The 25245-nt window shown below is 44.0% G+C and carries 25 protein-coding genes and 2 pseudogenes; 10 read left to right on the top strand and 17 right to left on the bottom strand.

Translation table 11 applies throughout. The features are described from left to right. Positions 1–88 precede the first annotated feature (88 nt). Genes OCV56_RS07725 through OCV56_RS07715 form a run of 3 tightly spaced genes read left to right on the top strand, consistent with a single transcriptional unit; the run spans position 89 to position 5884 of the window. Positions 89–1258 (top strand): efflux RND transporter periplasmic adaptor subunit, encoded by a 1170-nt coding sequence (locus OCV56_RS07725; RefSeq protein WP_086711314.1) that lies wholly within the window; start codon positions 89–91, stop codon positions 1256–1258. Positions 1259–1268: 10 nt separating this feature from the next. Next, a complete protein-coding gene (locus OCV56_RS07720; RefSeq protein WP_190960483.1) occupies positions 1269–4388 on the top strand; it encodes an efflux RND transporter permease subunit in 3120 nt (1039 codons plus the stop codon). Positions 4389–4390: 2 nt separating this feature from the next. After that, positions 4391–5884: an efflux transporter outer membrane subunit gene (locus OCV56_RS07715; RefSeq protein ID WP_086711309.1), complete on the top strand. Its 1494-nt coding sequence runs from the start codon at positions 4391–4393 to the stop codon at positions 5882–5884. Positions 5885–6038: 154 nt separating this feature from the next. Here OCV56_RS07715 and OCV56_RS07710 read toward each other — a convergent pair whose 3' ends face one another. Continuing rightward, positions 6039–6443 (bottom strand): hypothetical protein, encoded by a 405-nt coding sequence (locus OCV56_RS07710; RefSeq protein WP_086711306.1) that lies wholly within the window; start codon positions 6441–6443, stop codon positions 6039–6041. Positions 6444–6873: 430 nt separating this feature from the next. Here OCV56_RS07710 and OCV56_RS07705 point away from each other — a divergent pair, with 430 nt between their 5' ends. After that, complete coding sequence (locus tag OCV56_RS07705; RefSeq protein WP_261901424.1) at positions 6874–7182, top strand: hypothetical protein; 309 nt, start codon at positions 6874–6876, stop codon at positions 7180–7182. A gap of 88 nt (positions 7183–7270) precedes the next feature. On the opposite strand, the gene OCV56_RS07700 is transcribed toward OCV56_RS07705, so the two are convergent. Next, positions 7271–7795, bottom strand: coding sequence for an OsmC family protein (locus OCV56_RS07700; RefSeq protein ID WP_086711302.1), 525 nt, complete (start codon positions 7793–7795; stop codon positions 7271–7273). A 397-nt stretch (positions 7796–8192) separates the two neighbouring features. Here OCV56_RS07700 and OCV56_RS07695 point away from each other — a divergent pair, with 397 nt between their 5' ends. Further along, positions 8193–8489: a hypothetical protein gene (locus OCV56_RS07695; RefSeq protein WP_086711300.1), complete on the top strand. Its 297-nt coding sequence runs from the start codon at positions 8193–8195 to the stop codon at positions 8487–8489. A 153-nt stretch (positions 8490–8642) separates the two neighbouring features. Continuing rightward, the gene (locus OCV56_RS07690) at positions 8643–8966 is read left to right on the top strand and encodes a hypothetical protein (RefSeq protein WP_086711299.1); all 324 of its coding nucleotides are present in this window, start codon (positions 8643–8645) and stop codon (positions 8964–8966) included. A gap of 33 nt (positions 8967–8999) precedes the next feature. Here the strand turns inward: OCV56_RS07690 and OCV56_RS07685 are convergent, their stop codons facing one another. From OCV56_RS07685 to OCV56_RS07645, 9 genes and pseudogenes are all read right to left on the bottom strand, one after another. Beyond that, positions 9000–9449: a DUF3291 domain-containing protein gene (locus OCV56_RS07685; protein ID WP_086711297.1), complete on the bottom strand. Its 450-nt coding sequence runs from the start codon at positions 9447–9449 to the stop codon at positions 9000–9002. 44 nt (positions 9450–9493) lie between these two features. Then, positions 9494–9952 (bottom strand): GNAT family N-acetyltransferase, encoded by a 459-nt coding sequence (locus OCV56_RS07680; protein WP_086711295.1) that lies wholly within the window; start codon positions 9950–9952, stop codon positions 9494–9496. A 169-nt stretch (positions 9953–10121) separates the two neighbouring features. After that, on the bottom strand, positions 10122–10637 hold the full coding sequence (locus OCV56_RS07675) for a GNAT family N-acetyltransferase (protein ID WP_086711294.1): 516 nt from the start codon (positions 10635–10637) through the stop codon (positions 10122–10124). Positions 10638–10715: 78 nt separating this feature from the next. Continuing rightward, positions 10716–10997 carry a hypothetical protein gene (locus tag OCV56_RS07670; RefSeq protein WP_086711292.1) on the bottom strand — a complete coding sequence of 94 codons (282 nt, stop codon included), beginning with the start codon at positions 10995–10997 and terminating at the stop codon, positions 10716–10718. A gap of 59 nt (positions 10998–11056) precedes the next feature. Continuing rightward, positions 11057–11389 carry a hypothetical protein gene (locus OCV56_RS07665; protein WP_086711525.1) on the bottom strand — a complete coding sequence of 111 codons (333 nt, stop codon included), beginning with the start codon at positions 11387–11389 and terminating at the stop codon, positions 11057–11059. A 175-nt stretch (positions 11390–11564) separates the two neighbouring features. Further along, positions 11565–11969 carry a DUF1801 domain-containing protein gene (locus tag OCV56_RS07660; RefSeq protein WP_086711290.1) on the bottom strand — a complete coding sequence of 135 codons (405 nt, stop codon included), beginning with the start codon at positions 11967–11969 and terminating at the stop codon, positions 11565–11567. A gap of 257 nt (positions 11970–12226) precedes the next feature. Continuing rightward, positions 12227–12479, bottom strand: a pseudogene (locus OCV56_RS26140) (AAA family ATPase); the annotation flags it as partial. 2 nt (positions 12480–12481) lie between these two features. Continuing rightward, positions 12482–12913 (bottom strand): GNAT family N-acetyltransferase, encoded by a 432-nt coding sequence (locus OCV56_RS07650; protein WP_086711288.1) that lies wholly within the window; start codon positions 12911–12913, stop codon positions 12482–12484. Positions 12914–13030: 117 nt separating this feature from the next. Beyond that, the gene (locus OCV56_RS07645; RefSeq protein WP_086711523.1) at positions 13031–13573 is read right to left on the bottom strand and encodes a DinB family protein; all 543 of its coding nucleotides are present in this window, start codon (positions 13571–13573) and stop codon (positions 13031–13033) included. A 90-nt stretch (positions 13574–13663) separates the two neighbouring features. Here OCV56_RS07645 and OCV56_RS07640 point away from each other — a divergent pair, with 90 nt between their 5' ends. After that, the gene (locus OCV56_RS07640) at positions 13664–14689 is read left to right on the top strand and encodes an IS110-like element ISVisp6 family transposase (RefSeq protein WP_261901423.1); all 1026 of its coding nucleotides are present in this window, start codon (positions 13664–13666) and stop codon (positions 14687–14689) included. A 588-nt stretch (positions 14690–15277) separates the two neighbouring features. Continuing rightward, a pseudogene (locus OCV56_RS07635) lies at positions 15278–16223 on the top strand (IS110 family RNA-guided transposase). Between the two features lie 22 nt (positions 16224–16245). Here the strand turns inward: OCV56_RS07635 and OCV56_RS07630 are convergent. The 5 genes from OCV56_RS07630 to artP all read right to left on the bottom strand — a co-directional run bounded on the left by OCV56_RS07630 (position 16246) and on the right by artP (position 19834). Then, positions 16246–16533 carry a hypothetical protein gene (locus OCV56_RS07630; RefSeq protein ID WP_086715676.1) on the bottom strand — a complete coding sequence of 96 codons (288 nt, stop codon included), beginning with the start codon at positions 16531–16533 and terminating at the stop codon, positions 16246–16248. A gap of 400 nt (positions 16534–16933) precedes the next feature. Beyond that, entirely contained in the window at positions 16934–17602 is a 669-nt protein-coding gene (gene artM / locus OCV56_RS07625; protein ID WP_086715674.1) for an arginine ABC transporter permease ArtM, read from the bottom strand. Then, positions 17599–18285 (bottom strand): arginine ABC transporter permease ArtQ, encoded by a 687-nt coding sequence (artQ, locus tag OCV56_RS07620; protein WP_050645160.1) that lies wholly within the window; start codon positions 18283–18285, stop codon positions 17599–17601. Before artQ ends, artM begins: the two co-directional genes overlap by 4 nt. 3 nt (positions 18286–18288) lie before the next feature. Next, the gene (locus OCV56_RS07615) at positions 18289–19020 is read right to left on the bottom strand and encodes an arginine ABC transporter substrate-binding protein (protein ID WP_086715673.1); all 732 of its coding nucleotides are present in this window, start codon (positions 19018–19020) and stop codon (positions 18289–18291) included. Positions 19021–19105: 85 nt separating this feature from the next. After that, entirely contained in the window at positions 19106–19834 is a 729-nt protein-coding gene (gene artP, locus OCV56_RS07610; protein WP_032545343.1) for an arginine ABC transporter ATP-binding protein ArtP, read from the bottom strand. A 524-nt stretch (positions 19835–20358) separates the two neighbouring features. On the opposite strand from artP, the gene OCV56_RS07605 reads away from it, so the two are divergent. Further along, positions 20359–22194 (top strand): ABC transporter ATP-binding protein/permease, encoded by a 1836-nt coding sequence (locus tag OCV56_RS07605; RefSeq protein ID WP_086715671.1) that lies wholly within the window; start codon positions 20359–20361, stop codon positions 22192–22194. A 142-nt stretch (positions 22195–22336) separates the two neighbouring features. Next, on the top strand, positions 22337–22801 hold the full coding sequence (locus OCV56_RS07600) for an acyl-CoA thioesterase (protein ID WP_086715668.1): 465 nt from the start codon (positions 22337–22339) through the stop codon (positions 22799–22801). Between the two features lie 176 nt (positions 22802–22977). Here OCV56_RS07600 and OCV56_RS07595 read toward each other — a convergent pair whose 3' ends face one another. Next, positions 22978–25233: a peptidase U32 family protein gene (locus OCV56_RS07595; RefSeq protein WP_086715666.1), complete on the bottom strand. Its 2256-nt coding sequence runs from the start codon at positions 25231–25233 to the stop codon at positions 22978–22980. Positions 25234–25245: the final 12 nt, after the last annotated feature.

Raw genomic sequence — 25245 nt, 5'->3', positions numbered from 1 at the left:
AATATCATGACAGTGTTTCGCGAATAGACTAGATTATCTAAACAAAACTGAAAGATAGAATTGCTCCATAAACTGACAGGAGTAATCCATGAAGCCTATTTCTCAATATTCGTCTATCTTTCAACAGACCCCCATGTTTAAGCATTTACCTATTCTTAAACATACACCGAGTCTTAAAGACACACCTCTCCTTAAATATACAGTACTCGCACTAAGCCTATCCTCTCTCTTTGGCTGTAATGACTCTGAGGCGACAATACCTCAAAAACAAACGCGACCGATTCAAGTTATCCAACTTGAGCCTCTTTCTCATCAGATTGAAAAATCCTTTACGGGCAAATTGCAATCATCAGAAACGGCTGGCGTTGCGTTTCGTGTGCCTGGCACCATTCAAAACATGATGGTCTCAGTGGGTGATTCTGTTAAGAAGGGGCAACCATTAGCACAACTTGACCCACACGATTACCAAGTAGCGCTGGAAGAGTTACAAGCCCGCTCTCTTGAAGCAAAGTCTGCGCATAAATTGGCTAAAGCCGAGCTCGCTCGCGTGAAGCAAGCCATTGCTGACAACGCGATTGCCGATGTTAATCTGGATCGTGCAATCAGTGGTTATGAAAGAAGTGAAGCGGCGGTTAAAGTGGTTGAACAGAACATACGTCGCGCAAAAGATTCGATTCGCTATACACAACTGCTTGCGCCATTCGACGGCGTAGTAGCGTCATCGAATTTCGATCAATTCGAACAAGTCCTGCCGGGCATATCGGTTTTCACCATCCACAACCCCGAACAACTTGAAGTTAAAATCCAAGTCCCGGAAAACTTGATTCATGAATTCAAACCGAAGCAAACCGCTGTTATTAACTGGTACGGCTCAGAAGAAAAGCTGATCGGTTATGCCGCTGAGATTGCAACATCACCTCACCCTATTAAACAGACTTATGCGGTTACTTACCATGTAGAGTCAGCCGATAAATCTATATTGCCAGGTAAGGCTGTCACACTCATGACTCAGCTTGGCGAACCAACCAACAATTTCTGCTTACCGTATTCAACGATCGTGAATCAATCGGGCATTGAACAAGTATTCACCATTCAAAATGAGCAAGCTCATGGCGTGACTGTGGATGTGGTTTCGATGTCTAAAAATACCGTGTGTGTTGAATCTGCGCTCAACGATGGCGATTTCGTCGTAGTAAGCGGTGCGCAGTACGTCACGGAAGGCCAACACTTCTCCGACATTAAAGTTAAGAGCCTGTAGGTAAATCATGATGAATCTAGCTGATTTCGCGATAAAACAACGCACCTTCATCCTGTTTTTCACTGCATTGAGTGTCATCGCAGGCCTGTTTTCTTACTTTGATCTTGGCAAACTCGAAGATCCAAGTTTCACCATCAAAACGGCGGTTGTCGTAACACTCTACCCCGGCGCTTCTGCCGAAGAAGTGGAGCAACAAGTTACGGATACCGTTGAGACTAAACTGCAAGAGATGGGGTCATTGAACCGGCTGCGTTCGCTGTCTCGTCCGGGCATCTCAATGGTATTTGTTGACCTTAAAGAGTCTCTCAATTCAAAAGCACTGCCACAAGAGTGGGACTTGTTGCGTCGTAAAGTGTCTGACATGAAGTTGTTACTGCCTTCGACGGCGCAGATCAGTGTCGTACAAGACGAATTTTCTGAAGTCTACGGCATGCTTTTCTCTATCCACAGTAAGGATGCTTCGCCAGCTGAACTAAGACGTTACGCAGAAGAGTTACAACGTCGAATCAAAACTGTCGATGGCATTAAGAAGATCGAATTACACGGTGTTCAGCCACGTGTTGTTCACATCGACATCCCAGATGAAAGATTGGCACAATACGGCCTATCTATCACACAAGTTTGGTCACAGCTTAATAGCCAGAACATGACGTTTGATGCGGGCAAATTTTCAGCAGGCTCTGAACGTATTCGCGTTCAACAGTCGAGTGAATTTGGTTCGTTAGACGACATCAAAAACCTAATGATCAAAGGTGGCGTAAGTGAATTAGGAACCAGCTTAATCCGTTTAGGCGACATCGCTAACGTCACAATGGGCTATCAAGAGCCAATGATGACAGAAAACCGCTACAACGGCGTACCTGCAGTCACATTGGCAATGAGCCCAGTCACCGGTGTCAACGTGGTATCGCTTGGTGATGAAATCAATCAGATCGTCAGCGATTTCCAAGCGACTTTGCCATTAGGCGTTGATATCGCGACGGTTGCAAACCAGCCCGAAGAGGTTCAAAAATCTATCGACAATTTCGTAAGCAACTTGCTGGAAAGTGTCGCGATTGTATTCGTCGTCCTGTCTATATTCATGGGCCTAAAAAGCGCAACCATTGTTGGGTCAAGCTTACTGCTGACGATCTTGCTAACGCTTATCTACATGAACATCGCTTCTATTGATTTACACCGAGTTTCGCTAGGTACGTTCATTCTTGCGCTCGGCATGTTGGTTGATAACGCCATTGTCATCACCGATATGATGATTGTGAAAATAAACAAAGGCATCGACCGGACCAAAGCCGCAATTGATTCTGTCAAAGAGACAGCAACACCACTCTTTGGCGCGACGGTTATCGCTATCATGGGTGCAAGCCCTGTTATCTTCTCAAAAACGGATGCGGCTGAGTTCGCAAGCTCAGTATTCCTTATCATCGCGTCGTCACTGTTACTGTCTTGGCTAGTCGCAATGACCTTCACGGCCTTGATGTGTTGGTTCTTCATCAAGCCAAGCAAACAAGCTGACAGCACAAAAGTAAGCTTATACCGTAAGAGCGTAAACTGGACGGTAGATAACCCACTCAAAGCAATGACGGGGCTTATTCCGCTGATATTGGTAACAGCATTGGCTATCCCGAGCATTGCGGTTAACTTTATTCCACAAGCCGACAGACCCATCCTATTCCTAGATTACTGGCTACCAAATGGCGCCAAGGTTGAACAAACCTCAGAAGACATGAAGCGTATCGAACAATGGTTGTTAGAGCAGCCTGAAGTCGAAAGCATTTCAACATACGTTGGCGCTGGTGCTCCACGCTTCTCAGTGACTATTGAGCCAGAACCGTTTGACCCTGCTTACGGTCAGATCTTGATTAACGCTACCGATTTTCCATCACTCAGCCCGTTGATTGCGCGTGGTGACAAATGGTTAATGGAAGAGTTTCCGAATGCCGATCCTCGCTTTAGAAGCTTAAAACTGGCGACTGCGGATAAGTTCAGTGTTGAAGCGCGTTTCTCGGGTCCTGACATCGAGGTGCTTCACGGCTTATCAGAGCAAGCGAAAGCTATCTTTGCTCTACACCCAGACACCAAATACGTGCGTGACGATTGGCGTCAAAAGAGCAAAGTACTAGAACCGGTTATTAATCAAGACAAGATGCGCCTTGCCGGTATTAACCGTGCGGATATCGCATTCGCGATGAAACGTGCATCAGAAGGCATGCCACTTGGTCGTATGAACTTAAACGATGAGTTGGTCACTATTCAACTACGTGGTACAGAGAGCTCGATTCAATCGCTAGAAACGCTGCCTGTTCGTTCTTTATTAGGCATTCACAGCGTTCCACTAGGCCAAGTCATCGATGGGTTTGAGCTTACCAGTGAAGAAACCATGATTTGGCGTCGTGACCGAGTAAAAACCATCACTGCGCAAGCTGGCGTTGGTCGCTACACGACACCAGCAGCAGTAAGAAACTCCGTTAAAGAGCAAATTGAGTCCATCCACCTTCCAGATGGGTATCACTTAGAATGGGGCGGCGAATATTACGACGAGCACAAAGCCGTCAGCGATATTCTTAAACAACTGCCTAAAGCGATGCTGTTGATGGTGATTATCCTAGTCGCGATGTTTAACGGCTTCAAACAGCCAGTGATTATCTTCACCACCCTACCGCTTGCGGCGACGGGGGCGACATTCAGCTTATTGCTGTTGGATAAACCATTCGGCTTCATGGCATTGATTGGCGCAGTAACGCTGACAGGTATGATCATCAAGAACGGCATCGTGTTGATGGACCAAATTGAGCTAGAACGCAAAAACGGGCGCTCACTGTCTGATGCAATCAAAGAAGCGACCGTAAACCGTACTATGGCGATTTCAATGGGCGCACTCACCACAGCACTTGGCATGATCCCGCTGCTCAGTGATCTTCTGTTTGACCAAATGGCAGCAACCATTATCGGTGGATTGGCTGCGGCAACCGTGCTGTCCCTGTTTGTAATGCCAGCACTGTATAAGCTTTTCTATCGAACTGAAGAGAAAAAGTCAGTTTCAGAAGCCATTAAAGATGCTGTGGTTGTGCTCGATGCAACGCCTCAATCTGCAAATAACGGTACTCAAACCTCATTCAACAAGGAGCAATAAGCATGTATCCATTCACAAAGTTTAAAATGGCTCCTATTGCTCTCGCCTTGTTGCTGACCGGCTGTGCCGTTGGCCCAGATTACGAAGAACCACAAACGACAATGGCTGAGACATTTCTATACAGCCAAGACGGGGGGAACCAAAACGAACAACAAATTCATTGGTGGACGCAGTTCAATGACCCAACGCTCAATCAATTAGTGGTTGATGTTCAAAACCAGAACATCCCGCTTAAACTAGCCGCCGAACGAATTAACATGGCGAACTCATATAAGAGCGTTGTGGAGTCATTTAAAGTTCCGACAATCAATGTCGGTGGCGGTTATTACAACTACCAACTGAGTGAGAACGACTCCCTACTCGGCCCGGTATTTGGTGCCTCTGATGCGGTTGAATCAGCAACGGGCATGTCGTTACTTGAAGCCCAACACGATGGTGGGTTCTTAGGTGCAAGTATTGCATGGGAAATGGATCTGTTTGGGCGTATCGATAAGCAATCTAACGCGGCGACGATTCGCGTTGAACAAGCCGAGATATTCCAATCGGGTTTAAGCACCTTGATCACTGCCGATGTCATTCACAACTACTTGCAATACCGAGGCGCTCAAGAACGAAAAGCCATAGCACTAGAGAACATTACTGACCAAAAGCAGACCTTAGAATTGGTCACCAAAGTGGTACGTAGTGGCTACGGCTCTGAGTTAGATCTTGCCCAAGCCAAAGCGATGCTTTCGGCGACTGAGTCTATTGTTCCTCAACTTGAAATAGCAGAACAAGTCCATAAGCAGCGTATGGCAGTGTTGTTAGGCGAATCACTTACGAAGGTAAACCAACGCTTAACGGAACAATTTATCTTACCGCGAATGAACGATGTTATTCCGACGGGCTTACCTTCTGAGTTGTTAGAGCAACGCCCAGACATCCGAATTGCAGAGCGTGAAATGGCTGCAATCAATGAAGAACTCGGCGCAAGCATCGCCAATCGCTATCCAAAGTTTTTTCTAACTGGTACGCCAGGCATCACCGCAGGAAGTTTTGATGACTTGTTCAGCAGCGACTCATTCGGTTGGGCGGCATCTGCAGGTATCAGTTGGAATGTATTCGATGGTGGCCGAGGTGAAGCCATGGTCGAGATGAATGAAGCAAGGTTCCGTTCAGCAGCGCTTAACTACCAGCATTCGGTAGACAGTGCATTCGCAGAGGTAGACTCTAGCTTGTTTGCCTATGGTCGTAGCCAAGAGAATCAAAAGCGCATCGATGAAGCCACTCTTGCCGTCGATCACGCGGTGAGCAAAGCAAAATCGCTCTATAAAGCGGGTCTAGTTGATTACTTATCGGTGTTAGATGCACAAAGACAACAAAAAGTAATGCAAGATCGACAAGTGGCCGCCAAGCTTCAAACTGCTAGTACTACGATTGCTGTTTATAAAGCCCTAGGTGGTGATTGGAAAGTCGCTAGTGAATCACAAAGCGTCGAGTTAGCTTCTGTTCACTAGGAAAGCTATACGCTACTCATCAAAGCGATAAGCTCAATAATAAATACCGCCGATATCCAAGGCGGTATTTTTCTATATTCGTTCCTATTGAATGTTCTATAACACCCGTGATCATATGTTTATGAGAAACCTTCTGTTCGATAGAAAGTTATTGCTAACGATCTTCCTCTATCAATTCCAACATAAACTTGTTTGGGTGTGGCCAAACTTCATGTTCAGCTTTATCAAATTCTAAGAATTCAATGAGGTCTCGACCTTCCAATACAAACGCAACAGTCACTCCCTGTACCGGGCTTGTAGGCCCCAAAATAACATCCCTCCCCCGAATGGCGTCTTTCAAACTCTCTACAACATAACCAATATGTGGCTGCGTCTTTATCACTTCAGGTAGTGAACTGTCTTCATCAAAGTTCATCCACTCCATTGCGTAAGGTGTTTCAAAATATCCAGTCGCATGCATCTTCAATGCGGCAACATGAGTATCCCCTGGAAGGGAGTTACTTGTTGGGATTCCGACATGGTGAAACGTGATTTTTTGGTATCTTTTGCTTGGTTTCATCTTTTATTAATTGTAACGATAAAGAGGTCAAAGGTTCCTCACAATTGATAAGGGATACAAGTAATTGAACCTCAATTAGACTCAATAATACGTCAGCCACGATTTGGGTATGGTTGTGTGCTCAGGGGGCGAGTTACATAATTAAACTATACTTGATGAGATGTTTTAAACATTTGCTCATAGCTAGAGGATCATTTCTATGAAACTGAACACTAGACTTATGACAGTATTTGCACTCACTATCACTTATAGTTTTAGCGGATATACTGCCGAAAAATCGCAATCTCTATTAGAAGATGCGCTTAGTGCCGCGCCTCCTACATTACGTGACACTGTTACTGTTTTAGACTGGGATCAAAATGTCCTGCAAGAAGGAACGAGTAACTACACATGCTTCCCAACCCCACCCCAACTCACGGGAAAAGCACCTATGTGTATGGATGGCCCATGGATGGATTGGGCGAAAGCCTGGATGAACAAAGAACCATTCCAAGCGAAAGCCATCGGGATATCTTACATGCTCGCTGGTGATGAGGGGGCTAGTAATATAGACCCGTACGCTAAGGGGCCAACCGATGATAATGACTGGGTCGTAGAAGGCCCGCACCTAATGATCATTACCCCTGATGTTACACTATTGGATTCATTACCTACGGATCCAAGCCTTGGAGGCCCATATGTTATGTGGAAAGGAACTCCATACGTACACATCATGATACCCGTAGGAGCCAGAAAATAGTCCGTTGTAAGGCATCGTTTTACGCAGTGGTGCCTTATTACATCTCACACTGCTTATCGTACTTCTTTATTCACAAAACTCTCCGGCTTTAGAGAATAAATGTCGTTTTAACTGGAGGGGGCGATTTGAGTGTTTGCTGAACAACGCAACATGCCTTAGCCGCGGTTTGGAGGCGTTCTAACTGTTTTGAATCCGTCCCTTCTTTTACCTTCATTTTCACTTCACAGGTCATATTTTGAAAGCCTACCGGGACCAATCTATTCATCATCAGGGCCCCTCGAACATCTGCAGTAGCTGTCACGTTGACCTCTAATTCGACCAGTTCAATCCCCATCAAGTTGGCAACCATACGAATAGAGGAATCTTGGCAAGCTGCTAATGCAGCACATAGTATATCTCCGGGCGTAGGAGCGTCATGCTTACCTCCAACTGCAGCATGAACACCTACGGGCACTGAAACACCGCAACCGTCCATAGGTTCAACGATTGAATGGAATGGTTCAGAGGCATATTCCCCTGAAGTTTTAGCGTGGTCCGTGACCATAGCCAAGCTTGGTTTTTCGACATAGCTTTCTTTAAGAGGTCTTTGCGCTTCAAATACAATTGATTTCATAATTAGATCCTCTGTGATCAGTTAAAGTGGCTAACGCACAGTTAAGCAATTTAACAACGCAAATCTGAACCAAATATCCAGAGCTTTAGCGTTACAAATTTCATGCGTCGGCTGTCGACTTGAATTATTTGCCTTACATCACCGAAATCGACTTGGATGAAATAACACCGAACCTTTAAAGTAAAGCTTAGACAAAGCAAACAATAACAACCAAACCATTTACTTTAATTTTCACACGATAGCCAGATTCTAGATTCTTCTGTACTCAGTGCCACTTTTTAGCCAAGTGTTAGAAATCACCTTGAAAACTTTGTCATATGGTTACTTGAACCTAATCAACAAATTAATTTTCGGGTCGAGATATTATGGATATTCATAATAATGAGGGAAATTGGTAATGGCAGAAGCACTTGCACACATACTGTTAATTGGAGGCAGTCAATTAGCTTATCGAGTTGGGCGTTTACTGATTGTGATTTTTACTATAGGTAAGATCTCTATAGAACCTTTACCAAAAAACTACTCAGCCCACTTCGTACAAGCAGTCGATGACAACAAAATAGTCCGTGTCGACAACTATTCACATTACGCCGTATCACATGAAAAAGTCATTATTGCTGGTTACATCGTAATATTGTTTGGACTCAGCGCCATTTTGTTTGTTTTTCGAGATTATTTCACAGCCTCAGCTTAGCCTAGAACAGATCACATGTTCTGAGTTACGACTAAATGCCCTCCTTTCGCGAATCTCTACGCCTTAACTAAACGCATGTTCAGTATTTTTTGATATTTCCAGAGCTTATCTGTTTGATAACCTTACCTCATTCACTACAAGAGTGAGCGACACATGATTCATATATCCCAAGTACTAACGTTAGTCGAAAAGCAACTTAAGAGCTTACAACCTAAAGAAGCCGTAAACTTTAAAACGTACAAAAAAGACCGAGGCTTTGTGCTTTATTGCCTTGATCATGCACAGTTTCAGATCGTCGAAACGGGTTATCACAATCATACATTTACCGGCGATGTAGCAAGCACTCGAAAACACGTTAAGAAGGTTTTGAAACGAGAGTTCCCTAGGAGCAACAAGGTTTGGGTTGAATACCATCAAGTGGTCGATGAAGCATCCAATATCAACAGCTCTCACTCATCACAAATGCCCCTATTTTAGTTTCAATAGAACATAACGTTGGTTGAACAAACGCTATTTTGGCGCTTCTGACGCTGTAAAATTGGTTTTAAACGTGAACGCATAAGGCGTATCACCGGTTTCTCTGAGGTGTTCAAGTCGCTCTATCGCTTCTTCGAGTGTGGGAGTATGGCCTTCTTCAATCCACCAAAGAACATAGGTATCTTCTGGTAAACGATGAAACCACTCCCCCTTTCGGCGCATGAAATCACGGTGATGGGTGCGGAATATGAAGTTCTTTAACGAATCCACAGAGTCCCACACCGACATGTTCACAATCATATTAGGATCATCGAAAGCTTGGATGTTGGTGGCGTCACCAGGTTCATCTTTCAGACGCCAAACAAACCCTGCACTGTTTTCTGCAATCCCATTAACCAACTCTAAATTATCGACAAATTCTTTGATTTCTGGCGCATCTAACGGATACCTTGCCAGAGCGATATTTAACTGAGCTAATTTCATAACGTTTCTTCCTTGATAAATTATGAGTAATAGGTGACGTTTTGTTAGGCATTTTTACTCAAATAAACCCTAACAAATCCAAACGCTTCGTCGGTTTCTTCCCTATCTATCGACCAACCATTTTTCAGATAAAACTGAATCGCTTGTTCATTACCTTTAAATGTTTCAAGACGATAATGTTCGTGACCCAATGTGCCCATCTCATTCTCAACATACTTAAGAAGAGTCGCACCAAACCCTGAACGTTGAATGCTCGGGGAAACCATTAGGATGTGTACGAAGTCATTTTCAAACGCACAATAACCTTGAATCTGATTATTTGATTCGAGCACGACACAATTTGAGAGTTGTTTCTCAACTTCTTTATCAGACTCACCACTGTTGATGAACCAATCAACGCCTTCATCACCCAAAAACGAACGGTAACAAGCATTGATTGTCTCTCTCGCTAGCTCTTGGATTGACACCAAATCAGACGCTTGAGCTTTTCTAATATTTTCCATATGACCTTCTTGTTCTCACGAATAACGCTGTACTAAGTAGTGGACTGCGCGACTATTTTGCCCAAATATTGGGCCATAAATACTAACATTTAATCAAACTGGTGATATTCAGCATTGGGAATACATGTCAAACGCAGGTATGGGTTGGGTTAGGGTTAGGAATGAAGAATTAATAATTAGGACTAGAAAGCCTATATTCATAGAAAACCACGGCACTTTCGTCAGAGCTTTGCTCAACAAAACCTAACTTTTTAAGTAAGTTCGCAGAGGCAATATTTGAGCGATCGACACCGCCAATCAGCGTTGACCATGACTCCGCTTTAGCGACTTCTGTGATGAAGTGCTGTAGTAGTTCACTCGCTAAGCCCTTGCCCCAGAAAGCCTCTGCAAGCAAATAGCCAATATGAGCATCAGTTTCGTCTTCCACGTAAACGAACAAGAAACCAATCAGTTCATTATCGTTGGCTTTAATTTGAAGTAAGCGGCTCTCCGACAACATTCGGTTTAGCCAAATTTCAGCCAGCTCATCTGACACAATGTCGTGAAAGTAAGGTGGAAGGTTTTCAACTACTGACGGGGTTAAAATTTCAGGTACTCGCTGAAGCAGAGTCAAGCGTTCTGAAACGCTAAGTTCACCGGCAACTTCTTCTACTTTTAGTCTTTGAGTTTCAAACGAGATCGCCATGTGTCCTGCCTACTTCGATCAAAATGTGGATTATACAGATAACTTTTCGCGTTCATTTTGTTTCTAGGCCAAAGTAAACTAAAGAACAGCCACGCCTTCAACTTCAATCACTGAGTTAACATTTGCTCGCTCGATTATCTTGAGTAACGTCGTTTGAACTAACTCATTATCTCTAATTTCGGTTTCACAAGAAAAACGCTCTTCTTGAATACCATCGCCTTCACCCAACATAAATTGAACCGAGACTTCTGTAGCGAGGTCTTTGGTCGCTCCGTAATACGCTAGCGTAATTTTCGGATATCCGTTGTCGCCTTTTTTAACCTGCTTTGCGATGCGCTTTTTAGCTTTATCTAAATTCATACAACTTCCTTTTAAGGCTGAAACTAAAATGAACAAACGTCTGATATTTCTTAGCTTTACTATAAAGCATTACTACATTCACGACATGATTTAATGGATGATAATCCGCTTTTTCTTACGTTAATTTTTCCACAAGAACTACAAAATTTCAGAGAATGGATATTGTAAATAGACATTAAAGTAACAAGCGGAATCCAGAGCAACAATTCTCGCCCATTACCACCAGACCAATAGATAAAGCCAATCAAAAAGATACCAAAAATAACCGACTGCAAAGTCCACAATGTTTGTTTGTACTTTGCATCTTTGATAATAAAAAACGTAAAAAATCCGATTAAACTACTGATAACCCCATAAACCGCAAACCCTATAAAGGCTTCTTGTTGATTCATAACTTTCCCTGCCCACATACCACTTTACGGTCCGTGCAACGACACTAACCTTAACCATAAGGCGTTAAACGCTAACCTAACATTAAACGAAAAGTGCCAAGCCTTGTAAATCGTTGGCAGGCATACCTTTCAAATTCTAGCCATATTCAGTTTAGTCGCTGACAGCACGTAAAAATTACGCACCAAGAAGCGGTAGATGTTTTCGTTGTTGATAAGTTAAAGCTAGCTCCAAGCACTGCTTGATTGGTGCCTTTGGAAGTGGTTCAGTTAGGTTCAAGACGATTGCCCTGTTACCTTGAAATGCCAATGTACCATCGTGCAATTCTCTGAATGTGTCTATTAACTTCGTTTGACAGTTAAAGAATAAATAATAGTTGTTTGGAGATTTCAATTTCCAGTCGATTCGAATTGGGCTGCCCGTCTTAACGCTGTAACTCGGCTCGCCCCATTTCAGAGACTCTTCGATCTCACCTAAATCCAAATCTGAGGAAAGCTCAAAGATCAACGAGCGCAACTCTTCAAGTCGATCTCGAACATCATCAGGATACCCGTCGAAATGTGTTTTGATTGCTTTGTCCACTCAACCTCCGATTCACTTGTTGAGATATTAAAGTGCAGCTAACTTAAAGCATACCGCCTTAAACAGTAGTCCAACTTTAAACGAAAAATGCCAAGCCTTGTAAATCACTTTTGCGTTATCTGTTCGTTAGCAGTTTTCAAGGCCAGCTTTAAGCCGTCCGTATCCCTACAACCGGCCATCGCTCAACATTCGGATCCAATACCTTGATACGACATGCTTTAATAGAACCATGTCTCTGTAATGTCTGACACTTCTACATTCTTACGCCAAAAGCCAAAGTCAAAAACCAAGGAACACCCAACGAACAGAGCTGCATTGCAGAGTCCTTGAATAACCCTTGCAGTGTAGCCAAGCGGCGATCATCACTTAACGCTCCATATGTTCGCCATACAAAGGAATCATCCACTCATCAATAGAGAAACGAAAAGCCCTATGCATTTATGCAAACGCTTTGGAGTAAGTCGTTTTCCCCGACCCAATAAAGCCACATACGACGTAGATTTTAGTCATACCTATGATTCACGGTAAACATCTGGATGCCATATTTGCATTAATATCTCTGGGTTTTCAATCGGTTGGAAACCGTATTGTGCGTACAAGCCATGAGCATCTCTTGTTGCTAATACCACACGCCTTAAACCTTGGAGATCAGCGTGAGACACGATGCTTTCAACAAGCCACTTACTCAGCCCCTTTCCTTGGTGATTCTCTACTATGAATACATCAGCAAGGTAAGCAAACGTGGCTTTGTCTGTTATCAAGCGAGCAAAACCTACTTGAGAATCATAGCTATCATAGACACCAAAACAAAAGGAATTTGAAATAGCTTTTTCTAGGGTATGCTTTGGTATTCCTGACGCCCAGTAGCTTTCTGAGATAAATCCGTAGATCACATCAAAGTCGAGGTGATTTTTATCCGTGCTGATTCTGTATCCTTGAACCATTTTTCCTCCTTGAGCCGCTAAAATAGTGAGTAACACAATGTCTATCCATTACACCGTAACTGCTGAACTCTACGCATAGATACAATGTTGTGATGCCGACCACTATTGAATTATTTGTTATGTACGAGCTCCCTCAGGCACAATCATAGGCAGATCTGTACAGCCATAGCCTAATCCAAGCTGACTTAACAAACAGCTTAGCTGACCTCTATGGTGCGTTTGGTGATTAAAAATATGTTGGAAAAACTCACCAACAGTTCGGTCAATTACCTGCCCTTTGGTTGTCGTATATCTGACTACTTGGTTACAACTACCGGCACTAAACTGATTAGTGATTTCAATGTAGATTGAGTCTACAAGTTCCCGTAATTCATAGAGTTCATCCAGATTCGAAGCAAAAGTATCAGAAACTAATTTAGAAACGGGCAACCGATCCAGAACTGTAGGTTCAACGGATACCAACTCATTTGCTACAAGACGCTGAAGCATAATTAAGTCACCGAACAAGATATGATTCCAGTGAGCCATAATTGTCGGGAAAAACGAATTAGTATTCTGATGCAGCTGCTCATAAGTCAGCGTACTGCAAACATTAAGTAATTGCTTATTCATTCGCTGATTGTACAGCGCCAACATCCTGAAATTTGAGGATAAATCCATTTGACCTCCAAAGTGCATAACGAATGACATGGATTCCCCCTACCGAGGATCTGCCACACTTATGTGGTACTTAAATGCATCGGAGGCACCATGTCTGATTATTCTTATTTCTGCGGTATCGACCTAGCTAAAAACCACTTCAGTCTTCATGCCGTAGACCAAAATGGTAAGGTCATACTTCATAAGTCAGTAACCCGCTCTAAACTACTGACTACAATAGCAAATATGCCACTCATGCGTATAGGCGTCGAAGCGTGTGGTGGTGCACATTATTGGGCAAGAACACTCAATAAACTGGGGCATGACGCCCGTATTATGGCCGTTAAATACGTAGTTCCTTATCGAACTAAGGGAAAGAATGACCTTAATGATGCTGTTGCCATATGCGAAGCTGTTCAGCGTCCATCAACTCGCTTTGTACCCGTAAAATCCCCCGAGCAACAAGCCATCCTATCGGTACATAGAATGAGAGAGCATTGGGTTCGTGAACGCACCGCGCTTATGAATCGCATGCGTGCCCTGCTTTCTGAATTCGGATTAATCATTCCTGTTGGTCGCTCTTCATTGATGAAACAGGTTCCCTTAATGCTCGAAGATGCAGAAAATGAACTGCCACACCTCGCAAGAACAGTAATTGCCGATGCTTACCAACACCTTGGAGAATTGAATCAACGTATCGCAGATACTGAACAAGTCTTCGATTCTTTTGCTAAGGTCAGCGCTAATGTTCAACGAGTGATGAAGGTTCGTGGCATTGGACCGCAAACCGCTACTGCGATACTCGCTTCGATAGGTAATGGTTCTCAATTTGATAAAAGTCGCGATTTCTCTGCTTGGCTAGGCTTAGTACCAAAGCAATATTCGACAGGAGGGAAACCTCGCTTAGGCCGGATAACTAAACACGGCGACAAATACTTACGAACACTATTAGTTCACGGAGCAAGGACCGTGATTGCCAACCTTGGCGACAAGCAAGATAAGTTAAGTCAGTGGTGTCGAGGCGTCCTGGAGCGCAGAGGAATGAACCGAGCAATAGTGGCACTTGCCGCGAAGAACGCACGAATTATATGGTCGCTTTTACACAATCAAACCGAATACGAAAACTATGCTGCTTAAGTAAAAACCTAAGCAGCATAAAGAGTTAAACCCACCGGGTCATTGCAGACGCTAATGATGGAGATAGGTTAAGACCACTTGCGGAGAGCCTGTTAATGCGGCGGACACACTAGATGTCATCTAACGAATAAGGCACCGCAGTCGCGCAAAGTCATCAGGGCCACGACGTATGCGAATCGTCGATAAGTAGGCCGAATGTAGAGCGGCAGTCCAAAACCAATCAACATAAGTTTAGCGGATGTTTGACAACCTGGGGGGAATCCATGTAGCCGCGTTAAATAGTGAGCAACGCGATCACCGTACCTAAACCGTTGCACCATAAACACACTACTCAACTTAAACTGAGAATGCCGAGCGTTGGGAATCTGCCTCAAACGCCTTGTATGGATAATAAGCACTCCAATAGGGTAAGGTGAGGCCCAGACTTTAGCTGCAACTAAAGTTCTTCTATCTGGTAGTTCGATTAAACGATGGCTCCTCGATTGAGAGACCGGTAACAAGTACGAACGTCAGATAGAACTCCAAGCACCATACTCGAATAGTCTTCTGGGTCTCGAGCCCGCATTTGCAAGCAAGAGTTAGCTTATTATGAATACAAACACACTTCAAAACATTAATGTTGGCGTTGATACTGGTAAGTCACAATTAGACATCTATGTCCGTCCACTCGACATTTACTTCACTGTACCAAACACCGATAAAGGCATCAGTGATGCCTAAGAAACACAAGCCTCAACGCGTCGTCATCGAGGCTACAGGTCGATTAGAAATGCCCTTCATACTCGCCTGTGATAAAGCCAAATTGCCTTATGTCGTTGCCAATCCACTACGTATTAAAAGGTTTGCTGAAGCCATTGGTCAACGAGCTAAGAACGACCGTTTAGATGCCGCGCTCATCGCACATTATGCCGAACGAGTTCAGCCCGAACTTACCAAGCTAAAAAGCGAAAACATACGCCTTATGAGTGACTTAGTCACGAGGCGGAACCAACTACTCACCATGCAAACCATGGAAAGAAACCGGCTACAAATATTACCCAAGAACATCTCATCGACTATTACTCTGATTCTAACCGCTCTAAAAAATCAGCTTGAAAAAGTAGAGGCAAAGATAGAAAAGCTGATTGAGAGCTGCCCTGAATATCAAGCTAAGAACACCATCCTTCAAAGCATGCCTGGCGTAGGAAAGATCCTAGCCGCCTCCCTAATTAGCAATGTACCCGAACTCGGTTTTATCACTAACAAGCAAGCCTCTTCTCTCATTGGCGTCGCACCTATAACAAGAGAGAGCGGACGCTTCAAAGGCAAACGGATGATAAAAGGAGGTCGACCTCAAGTTAGAACAGTCATGTACATGGCAATGATGTCGGCTATCCAATGCAACCCTGTATTTAAGGCTACTTATGAACGATTACTTGCGGCAGGAAAGCCTAAAAAAGTAGCGATAGTTGCCTGCATGAGAAAGATGGTTGTGACACTCAATTCAATGCTAAGAGACGGCGCAATGTGGGATAAAGATAGCGTCAAAAATTAACTATTGACGCCATAGTCTCTTGTTATGTGTTGTTTTGTTGATGAGTTAGGCTTTGATATCGCTTATCACTCACAAACCACGCAAGGCTATTGAGCGGAATACAAACAGCCAAAATCATTGCTGAAGTTATTGGAATGCTAGAAAAGAACTCTCCCCACTGATTTTGGTTAGTAAAGAGTGCAACACCTATTAACTTACCAGTAAATAGCCCGCCACCAATCATTAAGGTTTGAATCATAATGTAGTGGATAAACCCTTTTCTTCGCTTTTCTTCCCAGCGCTTCAACCATTTCTTTTGTGATTCGGTCATGCTCGCCCCTCAATTTAAGACAGTTACGTCAAGCTTATAGACAAATAATCTAAGAACTACAATTCTGGGACATTGTGCGAGTCACATCCAAATCTAAAGGAAACACATAACAGCTATTAAACCGAATAATTCTGCATTTAAATACGGGATTTTTCTGTCTAGTTTCATATGGACTGAACTCTAGCACAATTAATCGCTGTATTTCAGTGACTTAATACATAAATAAGCTCATTGAATGACAAAGGGCAGAATATTCCCATATAGTATTAATTTCGTAAAAGCTCGCACTGCTGGATATAAAAACAGTACCTCTGCACATGCAGAAAACACAAAAAAGCCTGCCATCTATGCGAACATAAAGGCAGGCTTTATACGTTAATTAAGCTTATGAGTGGCTAGCTTACGCCGCTTCGAATGCGAGGGCTTTCTTTTCTACTTGGCGGAAGATCAGCGTTAAAATGCCGTTTACCGCTAGGTAGAATGCGCCAGCGATACCAAACACTGTAAGCGTGTCGTACGTTTGGCCATTGATACGCTGCGCGTAGCCCATCAAATCCATGATGGTAATAGTGCTAGCCAGTGACGTGCCTTTGAATACAAGAATCACTTCGTTCGAGTAAGCTGGAACGGCGCGACGTAGTGCGTATGGAAGCAACACTCTAAGCGTTGCGATTTTGTCCATACCTAGTGCGCGACATGCTTCCCACTGCCCTGCTGGAATCGCGTTGAATGCACCTCTGAACAGTAGCGTGCTGTATGCTGCAGTGTTCAAAGCCAATGCTAACATTGCACAGAACCAAGGTTGGCTTAACCAAGTCCACATGAAACTTTCACGGATCCAATCGAACTGACCCGGCCCGTAATACACCAAGAAAATTTGAACCAACAATGGTGTGCCAGTGAACAGCGTGATGATGCCGCGCGTTAACCAGTGAATCGCAGGTATTCTTAGGATTAGCGTTACCGTCATCAGCAGTGACAAGATACAACCAACCAGCAATGAAGCGCCGGTGAGTTGAAGACTGGTCGCTAAACCTTCAAGCATTTGAGAGAGGTATTGTTGATTCATGCCATTGCCCCTTTGTTACCCAAACCTTGAATAGAGAACTTACCATCAATCACTTTTACTAATCTTTGTGTGATTAAAGTGATAACCAAGTAGATTGCTGCTGCTGTCGCGTACCAAGTGAATGCTTCGTGCGTTGCCGCTGATGTTAGTTGTGCTTGTTTCAGCAAATCCGTTACGCCAATCAGCGATACTAATGCAGTGTCCTTCAATAACACTAACCACTGGTTGGTTAAACCTGGTAGCGCGTGTCTTACCGCTTGAGGTAACACGATACGAAAGAATGCATGTGACTGAGAAATACCAAGCGCGCTTGCTGCTTCTCTCTGCCCTTTGCTTACTGCTTTCAAAGCACCACGCAACGTTTGCGAAGCATAAGAAGCAAAGATAAGTGACAGTGCAACAACACCAGATAAAAACGGGCTCACTTCAATGAAGTCGCCAGTGATCATGAACAGAACTTGTGTCGAACCAAAGTAGATAAACAGCACGACCAGAATTTCTGGTAAACCACGAACAATCGTCACAAATGCAGTCGTTGGCCATTTGATTGCAATACGACGAGACATCTCACCACTTGCAAACAAAACTGCTAGAACCAATCCAACCAATAGGCTTACGAACGCAAGCTGAACAGTCATCCAGCTTGCTTCGACGAGCCCTAAAGAGTAACCCGTTAATTCCATAAATTACTTACCGAAGTACTTGTTGAAGATCTTGTCGTATTCGCCGTTCGCTTTCACTGCTGCAAGCGCTGTATTCAGCTGTGCAACTAGCTCTGGGTTGCTCTTGTTTACTGCGATGCCGAAACCGTTACCGAAGTATTCTTGGTTTGTTACTTGCTCGCCAACGTACGTTAGGTTGTCTTCTTTCTTGAACCATTCTGCTACTACTGCTGTGTCACCAAATACAGAATCGATACGACCGTTTTTCATGTCGATAAATGCATCTTGGTAGCTTGAATAAGGAACAGCTGTCACACCTGGCAGTTGCTCAAGTAGGTAGCTTTGGTGAGTAGAACCGTTTTGAACACCGATTCGCTTGCCTTCAAGTGCTGTTTGGTCTGCCACTTTGCCTTCAATAGAGATGAATGCTGCCGAGTTATCGTAGTAAGCATCAGAGAAGTTAACTTGTTGAAGACGCGCTTCCGTGATGTCCATTGCTGAGATAGCGGCATCGTAACGTTTGAATTTAAGAGCAGGAATCAAGCTATCGAACGCTTGGTTATGGAAAGTACACGTTGCCTTCATCTCTTCACAAAGTGCGTTTGCTAGGTCTACGTCAAAACCTTGGATTTGGTTGTTCTCGTCCATGTATTCGAATGGTGCATAAGTCGCTTCCATTGCGAATTTGATTTCTTCTTTAGCTGCTGCGTTAAAAGAAGCAAGGCCGATAAGTGAAGCTAGTAGAATCTTTTTCATTTTGTTACTCCGAATACTATGTAATTGCGGCTTGTGGCCATTCTTATAATTTGATTGTTTTGATCGATGTTATGTTTAGCTAAATCTAGTGAGTCAAATACTCGGCAAACTCAGGCGTTTGCGGATTAACGAATGAATCGCTGGTGCCGTGTTCAACGATGTACCCTTTCTCTAGGTACAGAACGTGGCTAGCAATCTTCTTCGCGAAATCGACTTCGTGCGTCACCACCACTTGGGTAATGCCCGTACCGCTCAATTCTTTAATAATGCTCACGACTTGGTTGGTAATTTCAGGATCAAGCGCTGCTGTTGGTTCATCAAACAACAACACATCCGGTTTCATCATCAGCGCTCGTGCAATCGCAACACGCTGTTGTTGACCGCCAGACAGTTGAAGTGGCCAAGCGTCTGCTTTATCGGCAAGTTGAAGTGTCTTTAGTACTTCTTGAGCTTGCTTAATCGCTTCCTGCTTATCCAAACCGGCAACTTTGGTTGGTGCTTCAATCAAGTTTTCCATCACCGTCATGTGTGGCCATAAGTTGTATTGCTGGAACACCATGCCGACTTTACGACGAAGCTTAAGCCCCTGCTTCTCTTGGATTTGGCTTGAAAAATCGAATTGCTCATTCGCAATGTCCAGTTCGCCGTTGTCCGCGATTTCTAGCAGGTTCAATACACGCAGTAATGAACTCTTGCCCGCGCCGCTTGGGCCAAGCAATACCAAGGTTTCACCACTCTCACAGTCGAAACTGATGTCGTGAAGAACTTGGGTATCACCGTATGATTTGTTGATGCTCTTTACTTGAATACTCATGCCACAATACTGCATTAATTGTCATTTGTTGGTTATTCTATTTAAACTGAACTTTTATGCAAGAAAAATGTATAAAAAATTAATTTGTTGGATTTTTGTAACAAGTATTGCACAAAAAACAGACTCAATGACTGGTCTAATATCTATAAAGCACAAGTCATTGATAAAGCACGTTTCTAGATAAAAGGCAAACGTTTCACCATTGATTTATAAATCAACACGTACAGAGATAACTATGAACATACTTCCCTATTACCGTCGATTTACTTGCATAAAAATAAGGGTTAAATAATCCAATTCACTTTCAAATTACGAAGATCAGAATGACTAATTTTCCTTTTATCTAATCTCGTATGAGTTACTTTGCCTTAATGAGATTTGGGAAATTGAGCTTCCATAGGAGCGTCCGTCTGTAATAAATGCTTTAATGGATTCTATTCTCAACAAGTGCTTCCCATTGAACAACACGCACTACAAGCAACAAGCCATCTATTTTTAAAGCGACAACACATTAAGGCAGTCATATGCAAAACGATGTCTCTTCTACGCTCGACTCAAACCAGCGACAGACTCAACGATCGACTCAACAAGCGCCAGAACCCAAACCTGAGAAGAAAAGCCTCAGTATTCTGTTCGAGCTCAGTAAATTCATTCAGCCTTATAAAGGGCGTGTAATTGCTGCGTTGATCGCGTTGATCTTCACAGCGAGCTTAACCCTTTCAGTCGGACACGGTATTCGTCTTCTGATCGACCAAGGTTTTAGCCAACAATCACTCTCAGATTTAGGCAGCGCAATTCAGTTCATCATGGTCGTGGTCGTATTGATCTCGATTGGTACTTTCTTCCGCTTCTATTTGGTTTCTTCTGTTGGGGAGCGTGTGAGTGCAGACATTCGCTTATCGGTTTTCAATCATGTTGTCACACTGCACCCGAGTTACTTTGAAACTAATGGCAGTGGTGACATCATGTCGCGCATCACCACAGACACGACGCTATTGCAAAGTATCATTGGTTCATCGTTCTCGATGGCGATGCGCAGCGCGTTGATGTGTCTTGGTGCAATCATCATGCTGTTTGCGACCAACATTAAGCTAACGCTGATCGTATTGGCTTCGGTGCCGTTTATCTTAATTCCGATTCTTGTGTACGGGCGTCGTGTGAGGGCCCTCTCTCGTCAAAGCCAAGATTCGATGTCTGATGTGGGTTCCTATGCAGGTGAAGCAATTGAGCATATTAAAACGGTTCAAAGCTACAGCCGAGAAGAGCAAGAGAAAGCGTCATTCGCGGTTGAAGTTGAAAAGGCCTACGAGATTGGGCGTCAGCGTGTAAAACAGCGCGCGATTCTTATCTCTGGCGTTATCGTAATTGTATTCAGTGCGATTGCAGGCATGCTTTGGGTAGGCGGCAGTGATGTCATCAATGGCACGATGTCGGCGGGTGATTTAGCGGCGTTTGTGTTCTACGCAATCATGGTTGCTTCTTCATTAGGTACTATTTCAGAAGTGATGGGCGAACTGCAACGCGCGGCAGGTGCAACCGAGCGATTAATTGAGATTTTGCAAGTTGAAAGCCACATTGTTGCGCCCGTAGAAAACCCAACGTCACTGGGTAACGTGACGCCAGAAGTCGCGTTTAATGATGTGACTTTCTGTTACCCATCAAGACCGGACCAGCCCGCAACGAGCAACCTCACTTTAACTGCCCATGAGGGCAAAGTGTTGGCTCTGGTTGGCCCTTCTGGTGCAGGTAAAACTACCCTGTTCGAACTACTGCAACGTTTCTATGACCCACAAGCGGGTAAAGTGACCTTAGGCGGTGTTGAGCTGAATCAGTTTGATCCTAATGAATTAAGAAAGCAGATGGCATTAGTCCCACAACAACCTGCTCTGTTCAGTAACGATGTGTTCCATAACATTCGATACGGCAATCCAGATGCGACCGACGAACAAGTTATCGAAGCGGCGAAGAAAGCGCACGCGCACGAGTTCATTCAGAACTTACCTGAAGGCTATAACAGCTTTCTTGGGGAACGTGGCGTAAGGCTTTCGGGCGGACAACGACAGCGCATTGCCATCGCACGTGCCATCTTGAAAGACCCCAATATTCTGTTATTGGATGAGGCAACCAGTGCGCTAGACAGCGAAAGTGAGCATCACGTACAACAAGCATTGGAAGAGTTAATGCGTGGCAGAACAACGATCATTATTGCCCATCGATTATCAACAATTAAACACGCCGACCAGATTGCAGTGCTCGATAAAGGACAGTTGGTAGACATCGGCGACCACCAGTCTCTCATTAATAGCTGCGAATTGTACCAACGCTTAGTTGAGCTGCAATTCAAACACCTTAATGCCTAGGCATTGCGTGAATGTGTAACTAAGTGATTGACACTGTGTGATTTCAGGCTTCAAAAACTTGAATTACACGTGTTGCAGTTTTGTTAATTTGGCGGTAGGGTTTTTATTCCAATATAGGATCAATAACAATAAGAGAGTTCGCATGGAAGCACTATTATCTGACTACCCGGTAGTAACAGAAATCCCAGTCGCTTGGGGAGAAATGGACGCACTCAATCACGTCAACAACGCTGTGTATTTTCGCTATTTCGAAACCGCTCGCCTAGATTTCTTCAAGCACGTAGAGCTAATGGAAGAGATGGCAATCACCAAAGTTGGCCCTGTTCTTGGCGACACTTATTGTAAATATTTTCGACCTGTCACCTACCCTGACACTTTGATGGTGGGCTCACGAGTTACTGACATTCAAGACGACCGCTTCACCATGGAATACGCGATCGTCAGTAAAGCACAGCAAAAGGTAACCACTGTGGGTACCGCGACTATCGTGATGTTCGACTTTGCATCTAACCAGAAAGCTCTGCTGTCACTGCGCCTGACCAGTGAAATCGAACGCATGAACACGCTAAAAAGCCCATGCTTCAAACAAGAAGCAGTAACGGAATAGACTGTTTGTTGACTCAGAAAGTCTCAGATATTAAAAAGCCACTCGATTGAGTGGCTTTTTGTTTATTGGTTCAGAGTGCTTATAAGCGCTTAAGTCTTATAAAACTTAAACACTCTCGATCTTGGAAACGATATACCTTGAACCCTGTAGACCTTGGGGGCTATAGACCTTGAACCCTATAGGCCTTGAACGTATTGAGCATTAGTACGAATCTCAACCATCTGTTCTAGGTTCTGTTGTGAACCTTCAACACCGTTAAGTAGCGCTTCGAAATGCTTGATAAGCTCAACTTTGTCTTTCACTTCTTTCGAACCTGCACCGATGTTGGTTAGGTCAATGAAGAACTCGTCGAACAAGCCTGAGAAATCCGTTACAGCGTCATGGTTTAGGAATTGCTCGTGGTTGTAAATGCTTGGGTAGCCACCCTTCTGTTTATCAACCGCAAAAGAGATGCCTTTCACGTTGGTAATCGTGGTCGCTTTCTCACACTTCAACATACAACCCGCTTCGATGCTTGGCTTGTTACAACCTACCGTTCTTTGGAAGAAACACTGACGGCTAGTCATCATCAAGATTGGGTGGTAAATGCTGTAGAACAGTTTGAAGTTCTCTGGACGGCGAATGTGACGAATCTGACCTTTGTTGATCTCGTTTGAAATGAACGCACCCGCACAGTTTAGCTCTTCTTTCAGCGTAACCAGTGCGTGAGAGTTCGTGGTGTTCATGAATGGGCCTGCAACCCACTCAATACCCATCTCGTAAGCTTTGTACGCGATACCCGTGTTGTTTGTGACGATGCGAGCAGGCTTAATTTCTTCGAGAATACGAACCGCTTCATCGTAATCTTTACCGATCAATACCGCGGGGAACCATGGGATCAAACGTGGGTTTGCAGCCAAGATGTCGATGTACTTGTTACAGCGCTTCTTGAAGCTTTCAGGCAGTTTGAAATAAACATCCGCGTCAGTCACGTCACACAGGTTTATGTCTTCCACATCAGCGATAAGCATCGACATGGTCGGCTTTTCGTTCACTTTAGGGTGTTGAGGCAGTGCTGGTACTTCAACGTGCTTAATCACTTCCACAGAACCGTTCAGAATGAAGTCGATCTCATCTTTAATATCTGAAACCTCTTTTAGAGGAATCAACAAACCCGCGTCCAGTTCACTGAAATCATGGCTTTCTAACGTGTGAACTGCACTCTTCACGTTTTTGAATCGCTTCTCAAGCAGCTCTTGAGTGATCGCCTTCTCTTCAACCGCTTTCAATTGCGATTTAGATTGAAGGGTAAAGTTCTCTTTTGGCGTGTTCACTGTCACTGTAAATGGTTGGCCCATTTTTGCGTTGAACGACAATGTTACTGGTGTCTTGCGAATATCAAGGAACTCGATCTTCTCGCGCATTTCGTTACCAAGAACGTCTTTTGCTTGATGAAGTTCGTTGGTCACTTCTTGAATCTGTACCACAGAGATTTCATTGTTCTGCTCCGTCGCTTTTTCAACAGCGTAGTTCATGCTGTTATCGCGTGGGTTATCAATGAACATGTCTTTCGTCAGGTTGCCCTTTAGGAAAGAGTTGGTGAAATCACGGTTGAATACTTTGTGCAGGTTCGAGTCGTCTTCGATCAACAAACCACTTTCTACAAAGCTATCGATCTGTTTACGCCACGTATCAACCACTGTGTATACGTAGTGTGCGCCTTTAATACGGCCTTCTACTTTTAGTGAATCTACTTTAGCGTCAACCAATTCAGGCAGGTCGTAGTAAGCTGAGTTATCTTTCAGGTTCAGTGGGAACTTATTACCCGCGTTGGTGATTTCGTATTCATCACGACACGCTTGGCTACAACGACCACGGTTACCTGAGTTACCCACACTTACAGAGCTTGAGTAACATTGACCAGAGAATGCAATACACAGAGCGCCGTGTACGAACACTTCGGTTAGCACATCGTGATCGTGTGCCACTTCCGTCAGCATCTTGATTTCAGGTAAGTTCAACTCGCGAGACAAGTTAACGCGTGTCGCGCCAATTTTAGACAAGAACTTAATCTGGCCTTCATTGTGCGTGGTTAACTGAGTCGACGCGTGAACGTCTAGCGACGGGAAATGCTTCTTAACTAGGTTGAATAAACCAAGGTCTTGAACAATGATGCCATCTACTTTGGTATTCACAAGTTGGTTCAGCAATTTAGTGATGCTCTTAGTCTCATGCTCCAGTAGCACAACGTTAAGAGTCAGAAACACTTCACAGCCGTATTCATGAGCAAGGCGAATCACACCATTCAATTCGTCTAACGATAGGTTAGAAGCTCTGTTACGAGCGTTGAATGTGTCTAAACCACAATAAACTGCATTAGCACCCGCTACGATGGCGGCTTTTATCGCTTCTACATCGCCACCTGGGGCTAATAACTCAATTTTTCTGCTCATTTTTGAAGTCGC

This window comes from Vibrio gigantis (assembly GCF_024347515.1).
Classification (GTDB): Bacteria; Pseudomonadota; Gammaproteobacteria; order Enterobacterales; family Vibrionaceae; genus Vibrio; species Vibrio gigantis.
Note: the sequence above shows the minus strand (reverse complement) of the source record. Positions and strands in the feature narration are given on the sequence as shown.

Excerpts from the sequence above, each read along its gene's own strand:
- OCV56_RS07630 (WP_086715676.1), bottom strand. The coding sequence starts at position 16,533 with ATGACCGAATCACAAAAGAAATGGTTGAAGCGCTGGGAAGAAAAGCGA.
- OCV56_RS07715 (WP_086711309.1), top strand. The coding sequence starts at position 4,391 with ATGTATCCATTCACAAAGTTTAAAATGGCTCCTATTGCTCTCGCCTTG.
- OCV56_RS07720 (WP_190960483.1), top strand. The coding sequence starts at position 1,269 with ATGAATCTAGCTGATTTCGCGATAAAACAACGCACCTTCATCCTGTTT.
- artQ (WP_050645160.1), bottom strand. The coding sequence starts at position 18,285 with ATGGAATTAACGGGTTACTCTTTAGGGCTCGTCGAAGCAAGCTGGATG.
- OCV56_RS07705 (WP_261901424.1), top strand. The coding sequence starts at position 6,874 with ATGTGTATGGATGGCCCATGGATGGATTGGGCGAAAGCCTGGATGAAC.
- OCV56_RS07600 (WP_086715668.1), top strand. The coding sequence starts at position 22,337 with ATGGAAGCACTATTATCTGACTACCCGGTAGTAACAGAAATCCCAGTC.
- OCV56_RS07640 (WP_261901423.1), top strand. The coding sequence starts at position 13,664 with ATGTCTGATTATTCTTATTTCTGCGGTATCGACCTAGCTAAAAACCAC.
- OCV56_RS07675 (WP_086711294.1), bottom strand. The coding sequence starts at position 10,637 with ATGGCGATCTCGTTTGAAACTCAAAGACTAAAAGTAGAAGAAGTTGCC.
- OCV56_RS07665 (WP_086711525.1), bottom strand. The coding sequence starts at position 11,389 with ATGAATCAACAAGAAGCCTTTATAGGGTTTGCGGTTTATGGGGTTATC.
- OCV56_RS07710 (WP_086711306.1), bottom strand. The coding sequence starts at position 6,443 with ATGAAACCAAGCAAAAGATACCAAAAAATCACGTTTCACCATGTCGGA.
- OCV56_RS07605 (WP_086715671.1), top strand. The coding sequence starts at position 20,359 with ATGCAAAACGATGTCTCTTCTACGCTCGACTCAAACCAGCGACAGACT.
- OCV56_RS07685 (WP_086711297.1), bottom strand. The coding sequence starts at position 9,449 with ATGAAATTAGCTCAGTTAAATATCGCTCTGGCAAGGTATCCGTTAGAT.
- OCV56_RS07680 (WP_086711295.1), bottom strand. The coding sequence starts at position 9,952 with ATGGAAAATATTAGAAAAGCTCAAGCGTCTGATTTGGTGTCAATCCAA.
- artP (WP_032545343.1), bottom strand. The coding sequence starts at position 19,834 with ATGAGTATTCAAGTAAAGAGCATCAACAAATCATACGGTGATACCCAA.
- OCV56_RS07650 (WP_086711288.1), bottom strand. The coding sequence starts at position 12,913 with ATGGTTCAAGGATACAGAATCAGCACGGATAAAAATCACCTCGACTTT.
- OCV56_RS07725 (WP_086711314.1), top strand. The coding sequence starts at position 89 with ATGAAGCCTATTTCTCAATATTCGTCTATCTTTCAACAGACCCCCATG.
- OCV56_RS07670 (WP_086711292.1), bottom strand. The coding sequence starts at position 10,997 with ATGAATTTAGATAAAGCTAAAAAGCGCATCGCAAAGCAGGTTAAAAAA.
- artM (WP_086715674.1), bottom strand. The coding sequence starts at position 17,602 with ATGAATCAACAATACCTCTCTCAAATGCTTGAAGGTTTAGCGACCAGT.
- OCV56_RS07690 (WP_086711299.1), top strand. The coding sequence starts at position 8,643 with ATGATTCATATATCCCAAGTACTAACGTTAGTCGAAAAGCAACTTAAG.
- OCV56_RS07695 (WP_086711300.1), top strand. The coding sequence starts at position 8,193 with ATGGCAGAAGCACTTGCACACATACTGTTAATTGGAGGCAGTCAATTA.
- OCV56_RS07595 (WP_086715666.1), bottom strand. The coding sequence starts at position 25,233 with ATGAGCAGAAAAATTGAGTTATTAGCCCCAGGTGGCGATGTAGAAGCG.
- OCV56_RS07615 (WP_086715673.1), bottom strand. The coding sequence starts at position 19,020 with ATGAAAAAGATTCTACTAGCTTCACTTATCGGCCTTGCTTCTTTTAAC.
- OCV56_RS07700 (WP_086711302.1), bottom strand. The coding sequence starts at position 7,795 with ATGAAATCAATTGTATTTGAAGCGCAAAGACCTCTTAAAGAAAGCTAT.
- OCV56_RS07645 (WP_086711523.1), bottom strand. The coding sequence starts at position 13,573 with ATGGATTTATCCTCAAATTTCAGGATGTTGGCGCTGTACAATCAGCGA.